Raw genomic sequence first — 16,434 nt, forward strand, 5'->3', positions numbered from 1 at the left:
CTTGGGATCGTCCTCGGCAAGGCCCGCGTCGATGTGCTCGGCCATGTTGGTGAGGAACGCGATGACGTCGTGGTTGGTGATGCGCTCGATCTCGTCGATGCGCTCGATCTCGAAGGCGGCACGCTCGCGGATGACCGCGACGTCTTCGGCTGGCACGATTCCGAGCTCCGCCTGCGCCTCGCAGGCAAGCACCTCGATCTCGCGCCAGATCTCGAACTTGTTCTGCAGCGACCAGATGCGGCCCATTTCGGGCCGGGTGTAGCGATCGATCATCGTGACTCCTCAGCAGTGCGCATCAGCGACGACGGACAGGCGGTGGATCGAGCGGGTGGTTCCGCTTCATGTACCGATCGAACTGTGGAACCGTGAACGCTGCGTAGCCATGGCTCGGAGTATAGAGGAGCCCCTTCTCGATGAGACTGGAACGGGTCGGGCCAAGCTGCTCCGAGGTCCGACCAAGGAGATCGGCGACCTCTCCAGCCTTTTGAGCACCTGGCCCCAGCTCGGCCATGGCTCGCATGTACTGTAGTTCCAGCGGCGTAGTGCGCTCCGCTCTCACTCGGAAGAAGCTCTCGTCGAGCTTGTCTTCCACCAGCGGCGTGGCGTTCAACGCGTCCTCCACCGTGATAGCCGAATCCGTGGCTTGATCCCAGATGATCTTGCCGAACTCCTGGATGAAGTAGGGGTAGCCCCCGGTGTAGTCGACGATTGCGGCCACCGCCGCCGACTCGAACGCGGCGCCCTCCTCCTCGGCGGGCAGTACCAGGGCGGCGGCGGCATCCTCCTGGCCAAGCTTGCCGATGACCGGGAAGGTGAACAGACGCTCGCTGTAAGATTTCGCCTCGCCCGCGAGCTTGGGGATTTGCGGCAGACCAGCTGCTACCAGGGTGATCGGAAGCGCGCGTTGCACAGTCTTGTGCAGAGCAGCGATCAGGGCCTCAAACTCCTGCACCGAGAAGTACTGCACCTCATCGAAGAGGAAGACGATTCCCGTGTCGCCTTCTCGAGCGGCCTCTCCTAGTGCAACAAAGAGATCGGTCAGATCCTTGGCGAGATCGCCGCTGTCGGCGCGGCCGGGCGAAGCTTGCGCAGTGAATCCGGTTGCCACGGACCCATCGGGACTGAAGGTGAGGCTGAAGGACTTCAGGGCTTCCGCGGCACTCCGCGCCCGCTCCTTCCACTTCTCTGCCGGAGAAATGCCGAGCAATGCCCTGCGAACGTGTCGTGACATGCGATCCGCGAAGTCCGAGTTCTTGCTGACCTCGGCCTCAACGGTAAGCCAGCGTCGCTCCATCGCCTTGTCGCGAAACGCACCGAGCAGCACCGTCTTGCCAACCCCACGGAGCCCCGTGACGATCATCGACTGCTGCGGCCGCCCCAGTTCGAGGCGATGCAGCAAGATGTCGAACGCCTCCAGTTGCTCATCTCGACCGACAAGTGCCGGCGGCCGGGCCCCGGCGTTCGGCGTATAGGGATTTCTTCGGGGATCCACGCATCACCTTTCAGGGTTTAGTACATCTTATCGCGTTTCAATAAGCCTGCAATAGACTCCCTCAGACGGCGGCTCGCGCCGCTCCGGGGCCGTGCCCTCGGTGGCCCACCCGTTGCAGCCGGAACCCCAAAGCCAAGTGAGAACCCGTGCGCGAACGGGTACAGCACACAGCACACGCGCAATGCTCCCGCACTACCCGCAAGACCGTGAAAGTCATTGCCGGGAGGCTAGCTGAGGGGGTCCGAATGCTCGACAGCGTTCCCGCCGCCACGCTCAAGTGGCTGCTCGAGCCCGACACCCCAGCGGTCGCGGTGCTGACGCGGCGCACGCTCCTTGGCGAGGCTGACAGCGCGGACACCACGGCGCTGTGGGCGAAGCGCAACGCCTACCCTCCTGTCGCGCACATCCTCGAGGCACAGCTGGAGGACGGCTCCTGGGACATCCCCGGACGCGACTACCAGAAGTACGGCGGGTCGCTATGGCAGCTCGTGTTCCTTGGCGAGCTGTGGGCCAACGGTGCCGACGCTCGCGTGAAATGCGCCGCAGACTACGCGTTCTCGCGTCAGAAGACCGACGGATCGTGGAGCGCGAATCCCAAGGCGAGCTACCACATGCCATGCCTCACGGCCAACGTCGGGCGCGGCCTCGCACGCATGGGGTGGCCGTGCGACGAGCGCGTCATCGCGGCGCTCAAGTCGATTGCGGACGGTTACGGGCGGCTCGGCTTCCTTGGCTGCTCGGACATGCAGCCGTATTCGCTGAACGGGTACTGCCACATGCTCGCGCCCAAGGTGCTGCTGTTCCTTGGCGAGGTCCCGCGCGACGCCTGGCCGAGCGGTGCCGAGGAGCTTCGCGACGCGTGCGTCGAGGCGCTTCGCGACAAGGAGGTCCTGCGTTCGCTTCCCGACGAGTACAAGCACTTCAAGGAGGAGGTCATTCCGCTCCCCAAGGCGCAAGTCGGTGAGGCGCGGGAGCGGTTCCTTGCCGAACACACGCCGCTGCACTACGGCGACAAGCCGGGTTGGACGCGCTTCGGCTTCCCGCTCTCGTACAACTCCGACGCGCTCGAGGCGCTCGCGTCGCTCGTCGCGGTCGACGAGACTCCGTGCCCGGAGCACGCGCACGCGATCGACGTCGTGCGCACAGCGTCCGACGAGCAGTGGCGCTGGAAGATGCGCACGAGCTTCAACGGCAAAATGCTCGCCGACATCGAGGCCAAGGGCGCACCGAGCAAGTGGCTCACCCTGCGCGCACTGCAGGTGCTCGAATGGGCAGGCGCGTAGTCTGGTCGACGGTTGGGTGCTGGTTACAACATCGCCGTTGTTCTCCACGCCTTGGATGTTGTATTCTATGGCCATGACCGCCTACCTCGACATCGGCTTCGAGCTTGTCCGAACTCGCCGCGCGCAAGGCATGTCTCAGCGCCGGCTAGGAGAGCTCCTCGGTGTGCGTCAACAGCAGGTGGCGCGATGGGAGGCGACAGGCTACGGAACCGCAAGCCTCGAGCGGGTCGTCGCCGCGGCCGGGGCATTGGGGCTTGAACACCTGTCCCACTACCACCCTGTCGTCGCTGAGATGGGGACTCCGTACAGCACTTCCGCGGCTTCGCCCACCGCTGCGGCCGCATCATCTGTCCGCGATCTCGGCCAGGTCGTGGCGCGGTTGCGCGATCACGGCGACCGGCTCCGCGAGGAGTACCATCTCGATCGAATCGGAGTGTTCGGCTCGTTCGCGACTGGCGAGCAGACGCAGGCGAGCGACATCGACTTGCTGGTCGAAAGCGCGGATCCAGGCGGCCTTCGATTCATCGCTGCAGCAGGGTTCGCCGAGGAAGTCCTCGGCCGCAAGGTGGACTTTGTCCGTCCCAACACCTTGGGCGAGAGGCTGCGCGACCGCGTTCTCGGGGAGGTCGTGTATGTCTGGACGGCATGACGAGTCGATCGTCATGAAAGACATCGTCATCGCAGCGAAACGCCTCATTGAGCTGGGGGAGTCCGCTCACTGGTCCCCGGACCCCGACCGAGACACGGGCGAGATGATCCTGTGGAACCTCACCGTGCTCGGCGAAGCTGCAAAGAGGGTGTCCCCTGTCGGCCGAGAACGTTTCGCCGACGTCGACTGGAGTGCCATGGCGCGCACCCGGGACGTCATCGTCCATCACTATGAGGGTGTCGACTGGGAGGTCGTTGCCCGAATCATCTCCGACGACCTCCCCGCGCTGCTCCCTCGTCTAACGACCATACGCGATGCATTCCGCGCGGAAGCCGACCTGAGTCCCTAGCGGCCGACTCGACCACCGTGCCTTCTCGGGGCACTGCCGGATGCTCCTTGGCAGGTGTACGCTGAACGCAGTTCGCCGAGGAAGGGCCGTCGATGACGCGCGTACTGGTTGGTGTGTTCCTACTGCTACACGGGCTGATCCACCTCGGATGGGCGGCGCCGAAGCGCGACGACCCGAACTATCCGTTCGACACGACCCGCTCGCGCCTGATGCCGTGGGTCCCGGCACCGGTACTCAAGCATCTCTCGCTGGAGCTGCCCGTCGTCACCGCGTTGGCATTCACGGTTGCCGCCCTCGGCGTATTCGGGGCGAGCTGGTTCGCCGGTGTGTGGGAGATCGCTGCAGTCGTCGGATCGGTCACCTCACTTGTCGCGTGCGCGCTATGGTGGCACCCCTGGTTTGTCGCTGGCCCACTTCTCGACATCTGGATCATCACTGCCGTCTACTATCACTGGCCGAATCTCGGGTAGGGTCCGGCAAGGTCGCCCCGAGCCACGGCCTCGCGCCGACTACCGCACGCACGGAGAGTCCGTGTATCATCGGTCACTCCACCCACAGCCTGACAAGGAGCGACAATGTCGCGAAAGCGGCACAGCATGGCGGCCGGAATGAGAGAGGTCGCGCCCATTCTCGTCGGCATCGTGCCGTTCGGGCTCGTGTCGGGCGCACTCGTCATCCAGGCAGGATTCGGCCTGGCCGAAGCGCTTGGTATGTCCCTGTTCGTGAACGCCGGCGCATCCCAGATCGTCGCGACGCAGCTGTTCATCGACGGAGCGCCGATCTGGATCACGCTGGGCACCGCGCTGGTCGTCAACTTGCGCATGTTCATCTACAGCGTGTCGCTGGCACCGGTCCTCGAGAGCGCCTCATGGCGTCTGCGCCCGCTCCTCGGCCATATGCTCGTCGACCAGAACTACGCCGCAACGATGACGCGCGGACGCTTCCGCGACGATGTCGATGTCGTCCCCTACTACATGGGCGCCTGGATCGCGCTCGCCGGCACGTGGCAGCTCTCAAACATCGCTGGCGCGATCGCCGGCCCGTTCATCCCCGCGTCCTGGGGCCTCGACTTCGCCGTACCACTCGTGTTCCTCGCGCTGCTTGCACCCACGCTCATGGGCCGGACCGCTGTCGGCGCGGCGGTCGTCACCGGGCTGACCGCCGCGATTCTCGTGCCCGTGCTTCCTATGCAGACCGGGCTCGTGGTTGCCATCGTAGCTGGCATGGTGTTCGGGACCTGGCAGGACAGCCGGACCGCCGAGGAGGTGTCGTCGTGAGCCTACAGGCGCAGTTCTGGCTTGTCGTCATTGTGCTGGCCTTCGGGACCTGGACGATGCGGAGCCTGCCGATCATGCTGCACGGGCACATTCCACACCCGCACTGGCTCGAACGGCTCCTGAAGTACGTGCCGGTCGCGGCGATGACCGCGCTCAGCGTGCCTGGCATCCTGTACCTCAAGACCAACGGTGTCTATCACTTGGCACCCGAGCGAACCGTCGCGGGCATCATCGCGCTCGCCGTAGCGCTGCGCACCCGCAACATTCTCGCCACGCTCGTCGCCGGAATGGTCGCGCTTTGGGTCGCGCAGGTGGTTCTCGCTGCCCTGTAGCGTAATCCCGCAGTAGCATACGAACCTACGCCCCTGGTCGCTGTGCAGCCTCCGATGCGCGGACTAGGATGGGTGCATGGATGCGCACACCGTCAGAAGACGCCTGTCCCAGATCGATCCACTGGTGCTCGATGTCGCGATAGCGGTCGCCTTGGCTGCTCTCGCGTGCTTGCAGATCTGGTTCATTGCCCGCGCACGCCCGTCGTTCCCGATGCCACCTGGCGGTGAGCCGCGCTTCATCCGGTTGGGCGATCGTGCACCTGACGTTCTCGCGTACCTGCTTGCGGCGTCAGCGTTCCTCCCGCTCGCGATCCGCCGCAGGCTGCCCTGGGTCGCACTCGGGATGAGCTTCATCGGCACACTGGCGTACATGTTCCAGCAGGCGCCGCCAGCGTTCGTGACCCTCGGCCCAATGATCGCCATCTACACCGTCGCGGCGCATGCCAGACCCCGCAGATCGGGCTTGTTTGCACTACTGATAGTCGGGCTGGCGGCGGCGATTCCTTTGCTCGCGTTCTCCTCGAGCATCAGGTGGGTGGCAGAAGGCGTGGGCGCGTTCGTCCTCATTGCGGCGGCGGCCTTCCTCGGAGAGACGACACGCAACCGGCGAGACTACATCGCCGAAGTCGAGCACCGCGCGGCTGAAGCCGAGCGCACGCGCGAGGAGGAAGCGAAGAGGCGCGTCGACGACGAGCGCATTCGCATCGCGCGCGACGTGCACGACATCGTGGCACACAGCCTGTCAATCGTTACCGTGCAGGCCAGCGCCGCCGAAGCGTTGCTCGACAACGACCCAGCTCGCGCGCGCGAGTCGATCGTGCATGTGCGGGCGACCGGCAAGCAGGCGCTCGCCGAACTGCGCTCGATGCTGGACGTACTGCGCACCGGTGACGCCGACGCGCCGCTCGCGCCAGCGGCAGACATCACGCACATAGAAGGTCTGGTTGTTCCCCTGCGAGACGCTGGACTCGATGTCGACCTCGCGGTCGCCGGCGACCTCGGTGGGGTGCCCGCGTACGTCTCCGTCTCTGCCTACCGCATAGTGCAAGAGGCGCTCACGAATGTCGTGCGTCACGCAAGAGCATCCCACGTGTGCGTCTGTGCGACGGTGACGGCGTCGGAACTCACGCTTGAGGTAGTCGATGATGGCGTAGGTAGCACATCTGCGAGAGAGAGTGACCCGAATGACAACCCGAGCCACGGGCTCCGGGGTATGGCGGAGCGCGTGAGCGTCCTTGGCGGTACGCTGGTTGCAGGTCCCGCGACCGAAGGCGGGTTCCGCGTGCTGGCAAGCATCCCGCTCGCCCGAAGCGCGACGTAGGAGGACGCACATGCCGATTCGTGTGCTCATCGTTGACGACCAGGCGCTGGTGCGTGCCGGGTTTCACGTGCTGCTCGACGCAGCGCCCGACATCGACGTCATCGGTGAGGCCGAAAATGGCATCCAGGCAATCGAACTTGCCGAGGAGCTCGCACCCGACGTCATCCTCATGGACATCCGGATGCCCCGGATGGATGGGCTCGAGGCGACCCAAAGGATTCTTGCAGACGACGGCGAGCCCTCCGAGGACCCCTCCGCCCCGCGCGTTCTCGTTCTCACGACGTTCGACGCGGACGAATATGTCTACGAAGCACTGCGTGTCGGGGCAAGCGGGTTTCTGCTCAAGGATACCGACCCGGTGCAGCTCGTGGAGGCAATCAGGGTCGTTGCGCAGGGAGACGCCCTCCTAGCCCCGAGCGTCACACGACGCCTGATCCGTGAGTTCGCGTCCCGCCCCGAAGTCCGGCGCGCTCACCCCGAGGCCCTCGAAGCACTCACGGAGCGCGAGCACGAGATCCTCTCGCTGGTTGCCCAGGGTCTCTCGAACGACGAGATCGCCGGCCAGCTGTTCATCAGCCCGGCAACCGCCAAGACGCACGTCTCCCGCGTGATGATGAAGCTGCACGCACGCGATCGTGCCCAGCTCGTGGTCATGGCGTACGAGTCCGGCCTCGTCGTGCCGGGTCCGCCCGCCGAGTAGAGGCCGCGACCAACCTCCTTGGCGTACTCCCTGGGGCGTACGCAGAACCGCTACCCGCGCACGACGAATCCGCCGCGCTCGCAGCCTACCGTAGGGGAGAACACGAATCCCACGGAGGTGGAGCATGGCCGTTTCCAAGAAGCTGCGGCGACACAAAGGCTGGATCGCCGCAGTCGTGCTCGTGGCAGTCGCAGGCACTGCGTACGCGGTGCTGCAGCGTTCGAAGGCCGAGGAGCCGACGACATCCTACACGACCGAGGCCGCGACGATCGGGACGCTGTCGGTCACCGTCTCGGGCACCGGCAACGTGGAGGTCGACGGGGCGACGGACGTCTACCCGGCCGCTTCGGGCACTGTTGCGTCGGTGAAGGTGAAGGAGGGCGAGTCGGTCAAGAAGGGCGCTGTTCTCTTCACGCTCGACGCAGCAACCGCCGAGGCCAACACGGCCAAAGCGCTGGCGAGCTACCGGCAGTCGCAGCAGAGCGTCGCCCAAGCCGACGCGCAGCTCCTGAAAGCGAACAACTCGTTGGAATCCCTTGAGGATCTGCAGCAGGAGCAGGAGTCGGGAACAACCGCTGAGACGCCGACATCGGGCACCGGCACGCAAGCGACCACCGAGGTCACCGACGCCGATATCGAGGCAGCCGAGGCCGATGTGGCCTCCGCGAAGGCGAGTGTCTCCTCGGCCAAAGCGTCACGCTCGAGTTCGTACCTCGCGTACGAGCAAGTGAAGGACGCCGAAGACGATCTGACGGTGAAGGCTCCGGCGTCAGGCATCATCTGGTCGCTCGACGTCGCGAAGGGCGATTCGGTTTCGCCAGCCCCGGGCTCCGGAAGTGCGGCCTCAAGTGCTTCTGGAACCGCCGCGAGCAGCTCGTCGGCCGTCCCGGTCGTGATCGCTCCGAAGCAGCCGTTCGCGATTCACCTCACCGTAAACGAAGTCGACCTGCCCACCCTGGCGCTCGATCAGCGCGCCGACATCGAGTTCTCCGCCCTGCCCGAGGTCACCGCGACGGGCAAGGTATACGAGATCGGCAGCGAGGGCACCAATACTCAAGGAGTCATCACCTACGACGTGTGGCTGTCTCTCGATGTTGCGGATCCGGCGCTGCGCGAGGTCATGTCAGCATCGGCGACGATTGTGACCGAGGTCGCCCGCAACGCACTTCTCGTGCCAAACGCAGCGCTCAAGTCAGCCGCTGACGGCACCTCCTACGTGCAGGTTCTCGATTCCGGAGCGACCGAGCCCCGCCAGGTCACGGTCGAGATCGGGCTCGGGAACGCAACGCAGACCCAGGTGGTTTCGGGCCTGTCCGAGGGCAACATGGTAGTGACGCAGACAAGCGACTCGAGTGATTCGGACAGCGAGCCCGGCGGCGGGTTCGGGATTCCGGGCATGGGCGGCGGTCCGCGTGGCTAGCTCCCCGGCGCCGATACTCAGCCCGACCGCCACTGGCGTGGTGATCGAGGCCTACGATCTCCACAAGGTGTACGACGGGGCCGGCGCCGAAACCCATGCGCTGCGCGGTGTGACCTTCGAGATCCGTCACGGCGAGTTCGCCGCGATCATGGGGCCATCGGGTTCGGGCAAGTCCACGCTCATGCACATACTGGGCTGTCTCGACACGCCGACGTCGGGCACGTACCGGCTGGCCGGACGCGACGTCGCCGACCTCGAAACCTACGAACTCGCAGAGATCCGCCGCACGACCGTGGGCTTCGTGTTCCAGTCATTCAACCTGCTGCCACGGGCCACCGTCATGCGCAACGTCTGTATGCCGATGCTCTACACACGCGTCCCCGGCGACGAACGCGAGGAGCGGGCGGCGGCGGCCCTTCGCGCGGTCGACCTCGAGGAGAAGCTCTGGTCTCACCGATCGAACGAGCTCTCCGGCGGCCAGATGCAGCGTGTGGCCATCGCTCGCTCGCTCGTCAACGACCCCTCGCTCATCATGGCCGACGAGCCCACGGGCAACCTGGATACCGCGACCGGGGACTCGGTGATGCAGCTCTTCGCGCGACTCAACGACGAAGGCCGCACGATCGTGATCATCACGCACGAACCCGATATCGCGCGGCGCGCGAAGCGGGTAATCCGCCTTCAGGACGGGCTTATCGTCGAGGACGCCGCCACAAGCGCAGCCAACATCCGCCACTACGGGAACGGCCTGGCCGAGGAGGGCGACGTCTGATGCGAATCATCGACCTCTTCGGCGAGACCCTGCACTCGCTCACCTCGAACAAGGTCCGCAGCGGACTCACGATCCTCGGCATCGTGGTGGGCATCGCCTCCGTCATCGCCATGCTCGCGATTGGCGCGGGCAGCCAGGCATCGATTGAGAGCAGCATCCAGTCGGCAGGCTCGAACCTACTCACCGTCATGCCATCTGCCGGCGGCAGCGGCGGGGGCGGTTTCCACATGGGCGCATCCTCGGTCAAGTCGCTCACCGTCGAGGACGCCGAGGCTCTCACGGAGCTGAACCGGATCAGCGGAGTAGCGCCCGAATCCTCGGGAAACGGCCAACTGGTTGCAGGTGACACGAACGCGAACGCATCGATCCTGGGCGTGACCGACGCCTACCTCGGCGTCAAAAGCCTGAACACGATGTACGGCGCGTTCATAACCGAGCGCGACAACCGCGCGTTCGCGCAGGTGGTGGTACTCGGCGCGACACTGGCCGAGGACCTCTACGGCGCGGACATCGACCCGACCGGCGAACGAATCCGGTCAGGCAACATGCTGTTGACCGTGATCGGCGTGCTCGAAGAGAAGGGAACGTCTGGGTTCACGAACGTTGATTCCTCAGCGCTCGTTCCCCTGTCTACACAGCAGCGCTATGTCTCCGGCAATGAGTACCTCTCGACCATCACGCTCACCGTCTACGACGAGAATGAGATGGATGCCGCCGAGGAGGACGTCACCTCGCTGCTGCTTTCGCGTCACAACATCGCCGACCCCGACTACGCCGATTTCCGCATCCAGAACATGGCCGACATCCTGGAGACGGTCTCGACAGTCACCGGAACGTTCACGATGCTGCTCGCGGCGATCGCGGGAATATCGCTGCTCGTCGGCGGTATCGGCATCATGAACATGATGCTCACAACTGTCACGGAACGCACTCGTGAGATCGGGCTGCGGAAGGCCATCGGCGCGGACGACAACGTCATCTCGCTGCAGTTCCTGACCGAATCCGTCGTGCTCACGCTCATCGGCGGAGCGCTAGGGATCCTTGCCGGATGGGGTATCGCGGTAGGAGCTGGCGGTCTCCTTGGCATCGAGGCGATCGTGTCCGTGGACGCAATCGGCCTGGCAGTCGGTGTGTGCGCCTTCATCGGCGTGGTGTTCGGCTTCTACCCAGCGCGACGGGCGGCCAAGATGAGCCCGATAGACGCGCTCCGCTACCAGTAATGCAACCAGCTCGCGCGTGCGAGCCGAGCACAGAGGAGTACGCACAGTGAAGAACGCAATCATCGCCGCGATCGTGGTCGTGCTGGTCGGCGCAGCCTTCTGGGGAGGCACGGTCTACGCAGACCTTGGGTCGGACAATACCACCGCCGGGCGCAGCGGCCTCCCTGGTGGAAGCGACGGGCGCATGGGTCAGATGACCGAGCAGGATCGCGCCAAGTTCCAGAACATGACCGACGCGGAGCGCCAGCAGTTCTTTGAGGAGCAGACCGGCAGCCAGGCGCCGATCGGCGCTATGGGTGGACGACGTGGAGGCACGCTTGAGGGCGAGGTGCTTGATATCGCCACCGACTCGGTGACCATCAAGCTCGCAAACGGCAGCTCCCAGACCGTCTACACCACCGCGGACACGCTCATGGCATACACCGAGGGCGCATCCAAACTGGAAGCTGGAGCATCGGTGCTCGTGTTCGCCGAACCCGAGACCGATGGCGTGACAACCGCGACCACCATCGTCGTGAAGTAGACGCAGGGCGGCTCTACGCTGGTGGAGGAGACTGCCCTCGAGTGCCTCGCCCCCATGTTTCGCTCTCTGCCACCTCGGCAGAGAGCGGTTGGAGCTCGCTGCTAGCCGTTCCCGGCACCTGCTGCCCAGGCTTGGCCGCATACATCGAAGCGTCCGCAAAGGCGATAAGGGCATCGAGGTTCACTCCGTCATCAGGGAACACGGCAACTCCAACACTCGCAGAGAGCGGCACGCGGTTTCCACCAATGAGCAGCTCGCATGCTATGCCGGCCGTAACGCGCGCCACGAGCTCCGAAGCCTCGGCCGCGTCCTTGACCCGGGCGAGCACGACGAACTCGTCCCCACCCACCCGGGCAACGGTGTCTTCTTCGCGAAAGACCGTAGACAGCTGTTTCGCAGCCGCGCGCAGAAGCTGGTCGCCTACAGCGTGACCGTGCAGGTCGTTGACTGTCTTGAGCTGATTCACGTCCGCGAAGAGCACGGCAAGCCGCTCCCCACAACGCTCAGCTCTCGCAATCGCAAGCGCCGCACGATCCCAAAGGAGCGCACGGTTCGCAAGACCCGTCAGCGGGTCACAGTACGCGAGTCTCCGCACCACCGCTTCGGAGCGACGACGCTCGCTCACATCGCGAGCCACGTCCACGATGAGATCCTGTCCGTCGACGCTGGTTGGCGCGATGTTCGACTCAAGAGGGCGTGTGCCTCCTCCGGGCCGTGGCGCCTCGGTCTCGAAGATCGTGTAGGCGCCGTTCTTCACCGCCTCGAGCCGCGACTCGAACTCCTCCAGGTCTTCCTCGCCAATGAGATCGCGGATGTTGGCCCCGACCAGCTCGTCATGCGAGCACTCGCGGTAGATACAGGCGGCGTCGTTCGCGTAGATGATGGTCCCGTCATGCCGGTAGACGAGAACGGAATCGCTGGTCCTGTCGAGTAGCATGGAGTGGAACGCGAGCTCCTGCTGGAGTTTCCGCCGCACCGACAGATCGATTCCCGCGCTCCGGATGCCAATGTTGCGACCCTCGGGACCGCAGAGCACGCGGCGATGCCACACGACCATCCGCTCCTCGCCGTCCGCCCCGATGAGTGTGTACTCGACGTACTCGTCACTGCCGTCGGGCGACAAGAGAAGCTCCGCGAAGCTCTTCCGCACGTCCTCGCGGATGTTCTCGGCGACGAACGTGTCGAACCAGTTGAGCCCGAGAGCCTCCGCCTTCGGGACCGCGATCAATCGTGCGGTCTCATCGTTCATGTCAAGGATGTGCCCCTCTGTGTCGAGAGCCACCATCGCCGCACCCACGCGATTCACGAAAGCGCTCGAGCGCTCGCGCTCCTCGGCCAGCTGATGTCGGGTGCGACGCAGGGAGAGGAAGACGGAGTGAATCCCGATGATTCCCGCAAGCAGCAGCATCGAGACGGCGAGCGCGCTCAATGCCTCGGTGAGATCCCCGCCGGCCATCGCTGCGTGAACCCGACGCCACGCCTGCACGCCGAGCCCAACGCAGAGGATGATCCACGATGCGCGACGCCCGCTCAGGGGAATCATGAAAAGCGCGACGCCAGCCGCAATCACCTGTAGCGCTGCAGCGAAGTACAGAAGTCCTTGTACGGTCGTAGTCGAGCCCACGGCGTGGCCCCCACCCTCGTGTCAAGCCATGTCCAGCAAGTACCGAGCGACATGCGGGACTCCGTGCCCCGGGTACGAGTTGCGTACCTTCACCGGTTCCTGCTGAGGCTCGCCAAGCCCTCTCACTGTACTTGTTCGACGCGGGGGCGCCCAAATCATGCTGGAACACCCCCTACAACCAGTGCTTGAATGCTTCGGAACCTGCGCATCATACCGACACACCATTCGCGCTATCGGGAGTCCGGGTCGCGCGGATGGCGCTGCCGCGATCTTCTTGGTCGCCTACACGTTTATCTGTTGGAGCGATATCCTCATGACAGTGAGGTCGATGGAAGCGTAGGGGGTTGGACCTGGAGGTGGGGGACATGTTCGAACCGGAGATCAAGCACATCGAGGCCGAGAACGTCGCGTTCATCGAGATGCGCGGCCCGTACTCGCAGATCCCTGAAAGCTACGGTCGCCTGTACGGCTGGGTCGAGGCACGCGGGTTCAAGCCCGCGCCAGACAAGATGCCGGCCGCAGTCTACCTGACGATGCCCGAGGAAACATCCGAGGAGAACGCGCTTTGGGAGCTGTGGGCTCCACTGCACGGCGGTCCGCCGGATCTGCCGGTCGACGAGGTGGGCATCGGCATCAAGCGCGTTGAGGCCACGCGGGTCGTGTCGCTAATGCACAAGGGACCGTACGACACGGTCGGCCCCAGCTACGAGAAGGTAGTGGCATTCATCGCCAACGAAGGTCTCGCTGTTTCTGGCCCCCCGATGGAGCTCTACTACTCGGACCCGAATAATACTGCCCCCGAGGACTATCTCACCGAGATTAGATTCCCCATCGGGGACGCCTGAGGAGCACGCCCCGTGTCAGAGGTGGAAGGATCCCGAGAACGCCCCATATCAACGCGAGCGCTCGCGACAGTGTTCGTGGGGACGACCGGTCTTGCGCTGTGCGTGACGACGCTGTTCCTCGGCATGCGCGCGATTCTCGCGACGGGCACCGGCTTCGTCGCCGTCGGAGGCCCCTACGTGATCGAACACCCCGCGCCCGATTGGGTCTGGGTGATTCCGGTGAGCATCCTCGCCGGATGGGCGTTCGGCGGTCTGCACACCACGGGCGCCATGAGTCTCAAAGGGTTCACGATCGCCGTCCCCGTGTGGGTCGCGCTCTTCCTGGCTCTCGGCTGGAACTCATGGCGCTGCATGTGCTCGCAGCGGGCGCTGGAATCGTAGGAGGACTGCTCTTCTTCAGGGCCCTCGCAGGCTGAACGCGCTTGGAGCTAGAGCTCTATAGCAGCGTCACGAGCGGCGTCGAGGGTTTCGTGGTGCATCGGATAGTGGTCGAAACCGTCGATGCCGATCATCTCCCACAGCGCCCGGCCATCGAGCCACGCGGGATCGAGCACCATTGTGATGCCAGCGTCGCCGGCAAGTTCCGCGTCCGACAGCGCCCGGACCTCGACGAGTAGATCGCCAAAGACCGCGCGCGCTTCCTCGATCACGTCCGCCTCGTCAGCTTCGCGTGCTTCCGCCCAAACTCGCTCGTTGTAGGGCTCCCAACCCTCGCGATCGCGATCGAATGCTGTCGTTTCGCCCTTCCGGGCCGCGCGCAGCCGCTCGACGATGAGCCGCTCATACGCCGTCACGTGCACGACGATGTCCTTGGCGGAATGCACGAAACCGGGCGGAACTTTGTCGAAGCCGTCTTGGCCCGCCGCGGCGACCTTGGCGTCGAATACCGCCCGGGCGGTGACGAGCCGGGCGAGAACCTCATCTCGTGTCATTGCACGCCCTCCGGAGTCGCGTCCTCAGTGCGAACATACCCCGTGCAGGCGCCTCTGTCGCAGGCTCCGGTCTCAGTCGACCCAAGCTACGTTGACGTCGCGCTCCGTGTGTGGCGCAACCGAGAGCCTACTCAACACCTTGTCAATCAAGAGCAGACCCTCGTAGGAGTAGGAGATGCCGTCGTCGCCCTCGGAGACCCTGAGAGCCGCCGCATACCCAATCGCATGCGTCACGGGATCCCTGTGGCGGCTGAGGGTGGCTCGCGCGACCGTGCGCTTCGCGCGCGTAGTTGAGAGTGGTTCCAGAATGGTCACGTGTGCGTAGAACGAGTCCTCGTCGGACAGGTCGGGCTTCCCTCGGCGGACACTCAACATGAACATGTCCCGTCCATTCCGCACGAACGCGATGAGCGCGTTGGGAGGTGACACGTCGGCGAGCTGCTCGCGGAGCGCTTCCACGCATCGCTCGACAGGGCCATCGGGACTGGGATCGAGTGCGCGCACCCACGACGCCTCTTCCTCGAGTGCCCGATCGATGTCGACGAGCGAAATCACCGGCGTGCCAAGGATGGCGCCACTCACGTCGACCAGGTGTTGACGTCTCAACGGGAAACCTCGTGTTGGCTCGTTCACGGCGCAACCCCCGTGCAAACGCGGCCTGCGGTCAGTTTCGACCCGTGCTCCTACTCCCCACTATCGGCATATTGCGCTGATGTGAGAAGCCCACCGACGGCAAAGGCCGCAGCCACGCGAGGGCTGCGCGTTCCAGGACAATTGACGATTCCCGGCCCATTCGGCCAGTGTGAGTGCGATACAGCCGTCCTGCTCGATCGACCCGCCAAGGAGAACCGTGCCACCACAGGTGATCAACCTCTCGCCGGACCCGGCGTGGTACGACGCCATCGCCCGCCGCACATCTCGCCGCAGCTATGATTCCATGCCGGTCGATAGCGCCGTCCTGGATCGCTTGGCCGCCGCCGGCTCGCGATTCGCGACGTCGCCGCTCCGGGCCCGCTGTGAGATCGTGAGCGCCGCGTCGGAGTCTGTGTTCAAAGGGCTCTTCGGCAGCTACGGCGCAGTCAGTGGCGCTCCGTCCTTCGTGGCCTTCATCGGCCCGAAGAATGCCCAAGTCGATTCCGGCTACCTCGGTGAAGCCGTCATCCTCGAAGCGACGCTCGCCGGCCTTGGAACGTGCTGGGTAGCCGGCATGTTCGATGCCGCGAAGGTCGCGGAACACATCGCCCTTGCACCGGACGAGCGCGTACACTCCGTGACCCCCCTCGGGTATGCGACGACGCGGATGCGCGGTGCCGAGTGGGCTATGCACACGCTGGTGCGGGCCTCCACACGCAAGCCTCTGGCAGTGATCGCGGCCGGCTCCGACGGCTGGCCGCAGTGGGCGCAGGCTGCGGCAGGTGCCGTCAGGCCGGCGCCGTCCGGCGGTAACGGACAGCCCTGGCGATTGCGCATGAACGGCGACTCCCTGGTGATCGCCCAGGCGCCCAAGGCGTACTGGACGGCCCCGATCGACTGCGGCATCGCGATGCTACACGCCGAGCTCGGCGCACTTCACGTCGGCGTTCGTGGCTCATGGGAGCTGCTCGAGGCCCCCGACGTGGCACGCTTCACGCCGCTGGCGTAGACGCACGGTTGCGCGACAGCCCCAACTAGCGTTACCATGTGATAACGTTACTG

At 65.0% G+C, this 16,434-nt stretch carries 20 protein-coding genes; 15 read left to right on the forward strand and 5 right to left on the reverse strand.

What is annotated here, in order from left to right:
* Both Q8K99_04585 and Q8K99_04590 read right to left on the reverse strand, forming a co-directional pair.
* Positions 1 to 273 (reverse strand): adenylosuccinate lyase (locus tag Q8K99_04585; protein MDP2181830.1); only part of this gene is annotated, 273 nt, incomplete at its 3' end.
* A 22-nt stretch (positions 274 to 295) separates the two neighbouring features.
* On the reverse strand, positions 296 to 1,492 hold the full coding sequence (locus tag Q8K99_04590) for an ATP-binding protein (protein ID MDP2181831.1): 1,197 nt from the start codon (positions 1,490 to 1,492) through the stop codon (positions 296 to 298).
* A gap of 245 nt (positions 1,493 to 1,737) precedes the next feature.
* Here Q8K99_04590 and Q8K99_04595 point away from each other — a divergent pair, with 245 nt between their 5' ends.
* The 12 genes from Q8K99_04595 to Q8K99_04650 all read left to right on the forward strand — a co-directional run bounded on the left by Q8K99_04595 (position 1,738) and on the right by Q8K99_04650 (position 11,338).
* Positions 1,738 to 2,775, forward strand: a complete 1,038-nt coding sequence (locus Q8K99_04595) for a hypothetical protein (protein ID MDP2181832.1) — start codon at positions 1,738 to 1,740, stop codon at positions 2,773 to 2,775.
* Positions 2,776 to 2,842: 67 nt separating this feature from the next.
* Complete coding sequence (locus Q8K99_04600; GenBank protein MDP2181833.1) at positions 2,843 to 3,424, forward strand: nucleotidyltransferase domain-containing protein; 582 nt, start codon at positions 2,843 to 2,845, stop codon at positions 3,422 to 3,424.
* The gene (locus tag Q8K99_04605; GenBank protein ID MDP2181834.1) at positions 3,408 to 3,773 is read left to right on the forward strand and encodes a DUF86 domain-containing protein; all 366 of its coding nucleotides are present in this window, start codon (positions 3,408 to 3,410) and stop codon (positions 3,771 to 3,773) included. The genes Q8K99_04600 and Q8K99_04605 overlap by 17 nt, the downstream gene beginning before the upstream one ends.
* 92 nt (positions 3,774 to 3,865) lie before the next feature.
* Positions 3,866 to 4,243 (forward strand): hypothetical protein, encoded by a 378-nt coding sequence (locus Q8K99_04610; protein MDP2181835.1) that lies wholly within the window; start codon positions 3,866 to 3,868, stop codon positions 4,241 to 4,243.
* Between the two features lie 105 nt (positions 4,244 to 4,348).
* Positions 4,349 to 5,050 (forward strand): AzlC family ABC transporter permease, encoded by a 702-nt coding sequence (locus tag Q8K99_04615; GenBank protein MDP2181836.1) that lies wholly within the window; start codon positions 4,349 to 4,351, stop codon positions 5,048 to 5,050.
* Positions 5,047 to 5,382: an AzlD domain-containing protein gene (locus tag Q8K99_04620; GenBank protein MDP2181837.1), complete on the forward strand. Its 336-nt coding sequence runs from the start codon at positions 5,047 to 5,049 to the stop codon at positions 5,380 to 5,382. Before Q8K99_04615 ends, Q8K99_04620 begins: the two co-directional genes overlap by 4 nt.
* Positions 5,383 to 5,458: 76 nt before the next feature.
* Positions 5,459 to 6,703 (forward strand): sensor histidine kinase, encoded by a 1,245-nt coding sequence (locus Q8K99_04625; protein MDP2181838.1) that lies wholly within the window; start codon positions 5,459 to 5,461, stop codon positions 6,701 to 6,703.
* 10 nt (positions 6,704 to 6,713) lie between these two features.
* Complete coding sequence (locus tag Q8K99_04630; protein MDP2181839.1) at positions 6,714 to 7,403, forward strand: response regulator transcription factor; 690 nt, start codon at positions 6,714 to 6,716, stop codon at positions 7,401 to 7,403.
* Positions 7,404 to 7,527: 124 nt separating this feature from the next.
* Entirely contained in the window at positions 7,528 to 8,823 is a 1,296-nt protein-coding gene (locus Q8K99_04635; protein ID MDP2181840.1) for an efflux RND transporter periplasmic adaptor subunit, read from the forward strand.
* Positions 8,816 to 9,595, forward strand: coding sequence for an ABC transporter ATP-binding protein (locus tag Q8K99_04640; GenBank protein ID MDP2181841.1), 780 nt, complete (start codon positions 8,816 to 8,818; stop codon positions 9,593 to 9,595). The genes Q8K99_04635 and Q8K99_04640 overlap by 8 nt, the downstream gene beginning before the upstream one ends.
* Positions 9,595 to 10,815 (forward strand): ABC transporter permease, encoded by a 1,221-nt coding sequence (locus tag Q8K99_04645; GenBank protein MDP2181842.1) that lies wholly within the window; start codon positions 9,595 to 9,597, stop codon positions 10,813 to 10,815. Before Q8K99_04640 ends, Q8K99_04645 begins: the two co-directional genes overlap by 1 nt.
* Before the next feature lie 46 nt (positions 10,816 to 10,861).
* Positions 10,862 to 11,338: a hypothetical protein gene (locus tag Q8K99_04650; GenBank protein MDP2181843.1), complete on the forward strand. Its 477-nt coding sequence runs from the start codon at positions 10,862 to 10,864 to the stop codon at positions 11,336 to 11,338.
* Positions 11,339 to 11,351: 13 nt separating this feature from the next.
* Here the strand turns inward: Q8K99_04650 and Q8K99_04655 are convergent, their stop codons facing one another.
* On the reverse strand, positions 11,352 to 12,962 hold the full coding sequence (locus tag Q8K99_04655) for a diguanylate cyclase (GenBank protein ID MDP2181844.1): 1,611 nt from the start codon (positions 12,960 to 12,962) through the stop codon (positions 11,352 to 11,354).
* 365 nt (positions 12,963 to 13,327) lie between these two features.
* On the opposite strand from Q8K99_04655, the gene Q8K99_04660 reads away from it, so the two are divergent.
* Positions 13,328 to 13,807: a GyrI-like domain-containing protein gene (locus tag Q8K99_04660; protein MDP2181845.1), complete on the forward strand. Its 480-nt coding sequence runs from the start codon at positions 13,328 to 13,330 to the stop codon at positions 13,805 to 13,807.
* Between the two features lie 12 nt (positions 13,808 to 13,819).
* Positions 13,820 to 14,188: a hypothetical protein gene (locus Q8K99_04665; GenBank protein MDP2181846.1), complete on the forward strand. Its 369-nt coding sequence runs from the start codon at positions 13,820 to 13,822 to the stop codon at positions 14,186 to 14,188.
* Between the two features lie 47 nt (positions 14,189 to 14,235).
* Here the strand turns inward: Q8K99_04665 and Q8K99_04670 are convergent, their stop codons facing one another.
* A complete protein-coding gene (locus Q8K99_04670) occupies positions 14,236 to 14,739 on the reverse strand; it encodes a DinB family protein (GenBank protein MDP2181847.1) in 504 nt (167 codons plus the stop codon).
* A gap of 72 nt (positions 14,740 to 14,811) precedes the next feature.
* On the reverse strand, positions 14,812 to 15,345 hold the full coding sequence (locus Q8K99_04675) for a hypothetical protein (GenBank protein MDP2181848.1): 534 nt from the start codon (positions 15,343 to 15,345) through the stop codon (positions 14,812 to 14,814).
* Between the two features lie 244 nt (positions 15,346 to 15,589).
* Between Q8K99_04675 and Q8K99_04680 the strand changes: the two genes are divergently transcribed.
* Entirely contained in the window at positions 15,590 to 16,381 is a 792-nt protein-coding gene (locus Q8K99_04680) for a nitroreductase family protein (GenBank protein ID MDP2181849.1), read from the forward strand.
* Positions 16,382 to 16,434: the final 53 nt, after the last annotated feature.

It is taken from the genome of Actinomycetota bacterium (genome assembly GCA_030682655.1).
Classification (GTDB): domain Bacteria; phylum Actinomycetota; class Coriobacteriia; order Anaerosomatales; family JAUXNU01; genus JAUXNU01.

Excerpts from the sequence above, each read along its gene's own strand:
- Q8K99_04595 (MDP2181832.1), top strand. The coding sequence starts at position 1,738 with ATGCTCGACAGCGTTCCCGCCGCCACGCTCAAGTGGCTGCTCGAGCCC.
- Q8K99_04600 (MDP2181833.1), top strand. The coding sequence starts at position 2,843 with ATGGCCATGACCGCCTACCTCGACATCGGCTTCGAGCTTGTCCGAACT.
- Q8K99_04605 (MDP2181834.1), top strand. The coding sequence starts at position 3,408 with ATGTCTGGACGGCATGACGAGTCGATCGTCATGAAAGACATCGTCATC.
- Q8K99_04610 (MDP2181835.1), top strand. The coding sequence starts at position 3,866 with ATGACGCGCGTACTGGTTGGTGTGTTCCTACTGCTACACGGGCTGATC.
- Q8K99_04615 (MDP2181836.1), top strand. The coding sequence starts at position 4,349 with ATGTCGCGAAAGCGGCACAGCATGGCGGCCGGAATGAGAGAGGTCGCG.
- Q8K99_04625 (MDP2181838.1), top strand. The coding sequence starts at position 5,459 with ATGGATGCGCACACCGTCAGAAGACGCCTGTCCCAGATCGATCCACTG.
- Q8K99_04630 (MDP2181839.1), top strand. The coding sequence starts at position 6,714 with ATGCCGATTCGTGTGCTCATCGTTGACGACCAGGCGCTGGTGCGTGCC.
- Q8K99_04635 (MDP2181840.1), top strand. The coding sequence starts at position 7,528 with ATGGCCGTTTCCAAGAAGCTGCGGCGACACAAAGGCTGGATCGCCGCA.
- Q8K99_04645 (MDP2181842.1), top strand. The coding sequence starts at position 9,595 with ATGCGAATCATCGACCTCTTCGGCGAGACCCTGCACTCGCTCACCTCG.
- Q8K99_04660 (MDP2181845.1), top strand. The coding sequence starts at position 13,328 with ATGTTCGAACCGGAGATCAAGCACATCGAGGCCGAGAACGTCGCGTTC.
- Q8K99_04670 (MDP2181847.1), bottom strand. The coding sequence starts at position 14,739 with ATGACACGAGATGAGGTTCTCGCCCGGCTCGTCACCGCCCGGGCGGTA.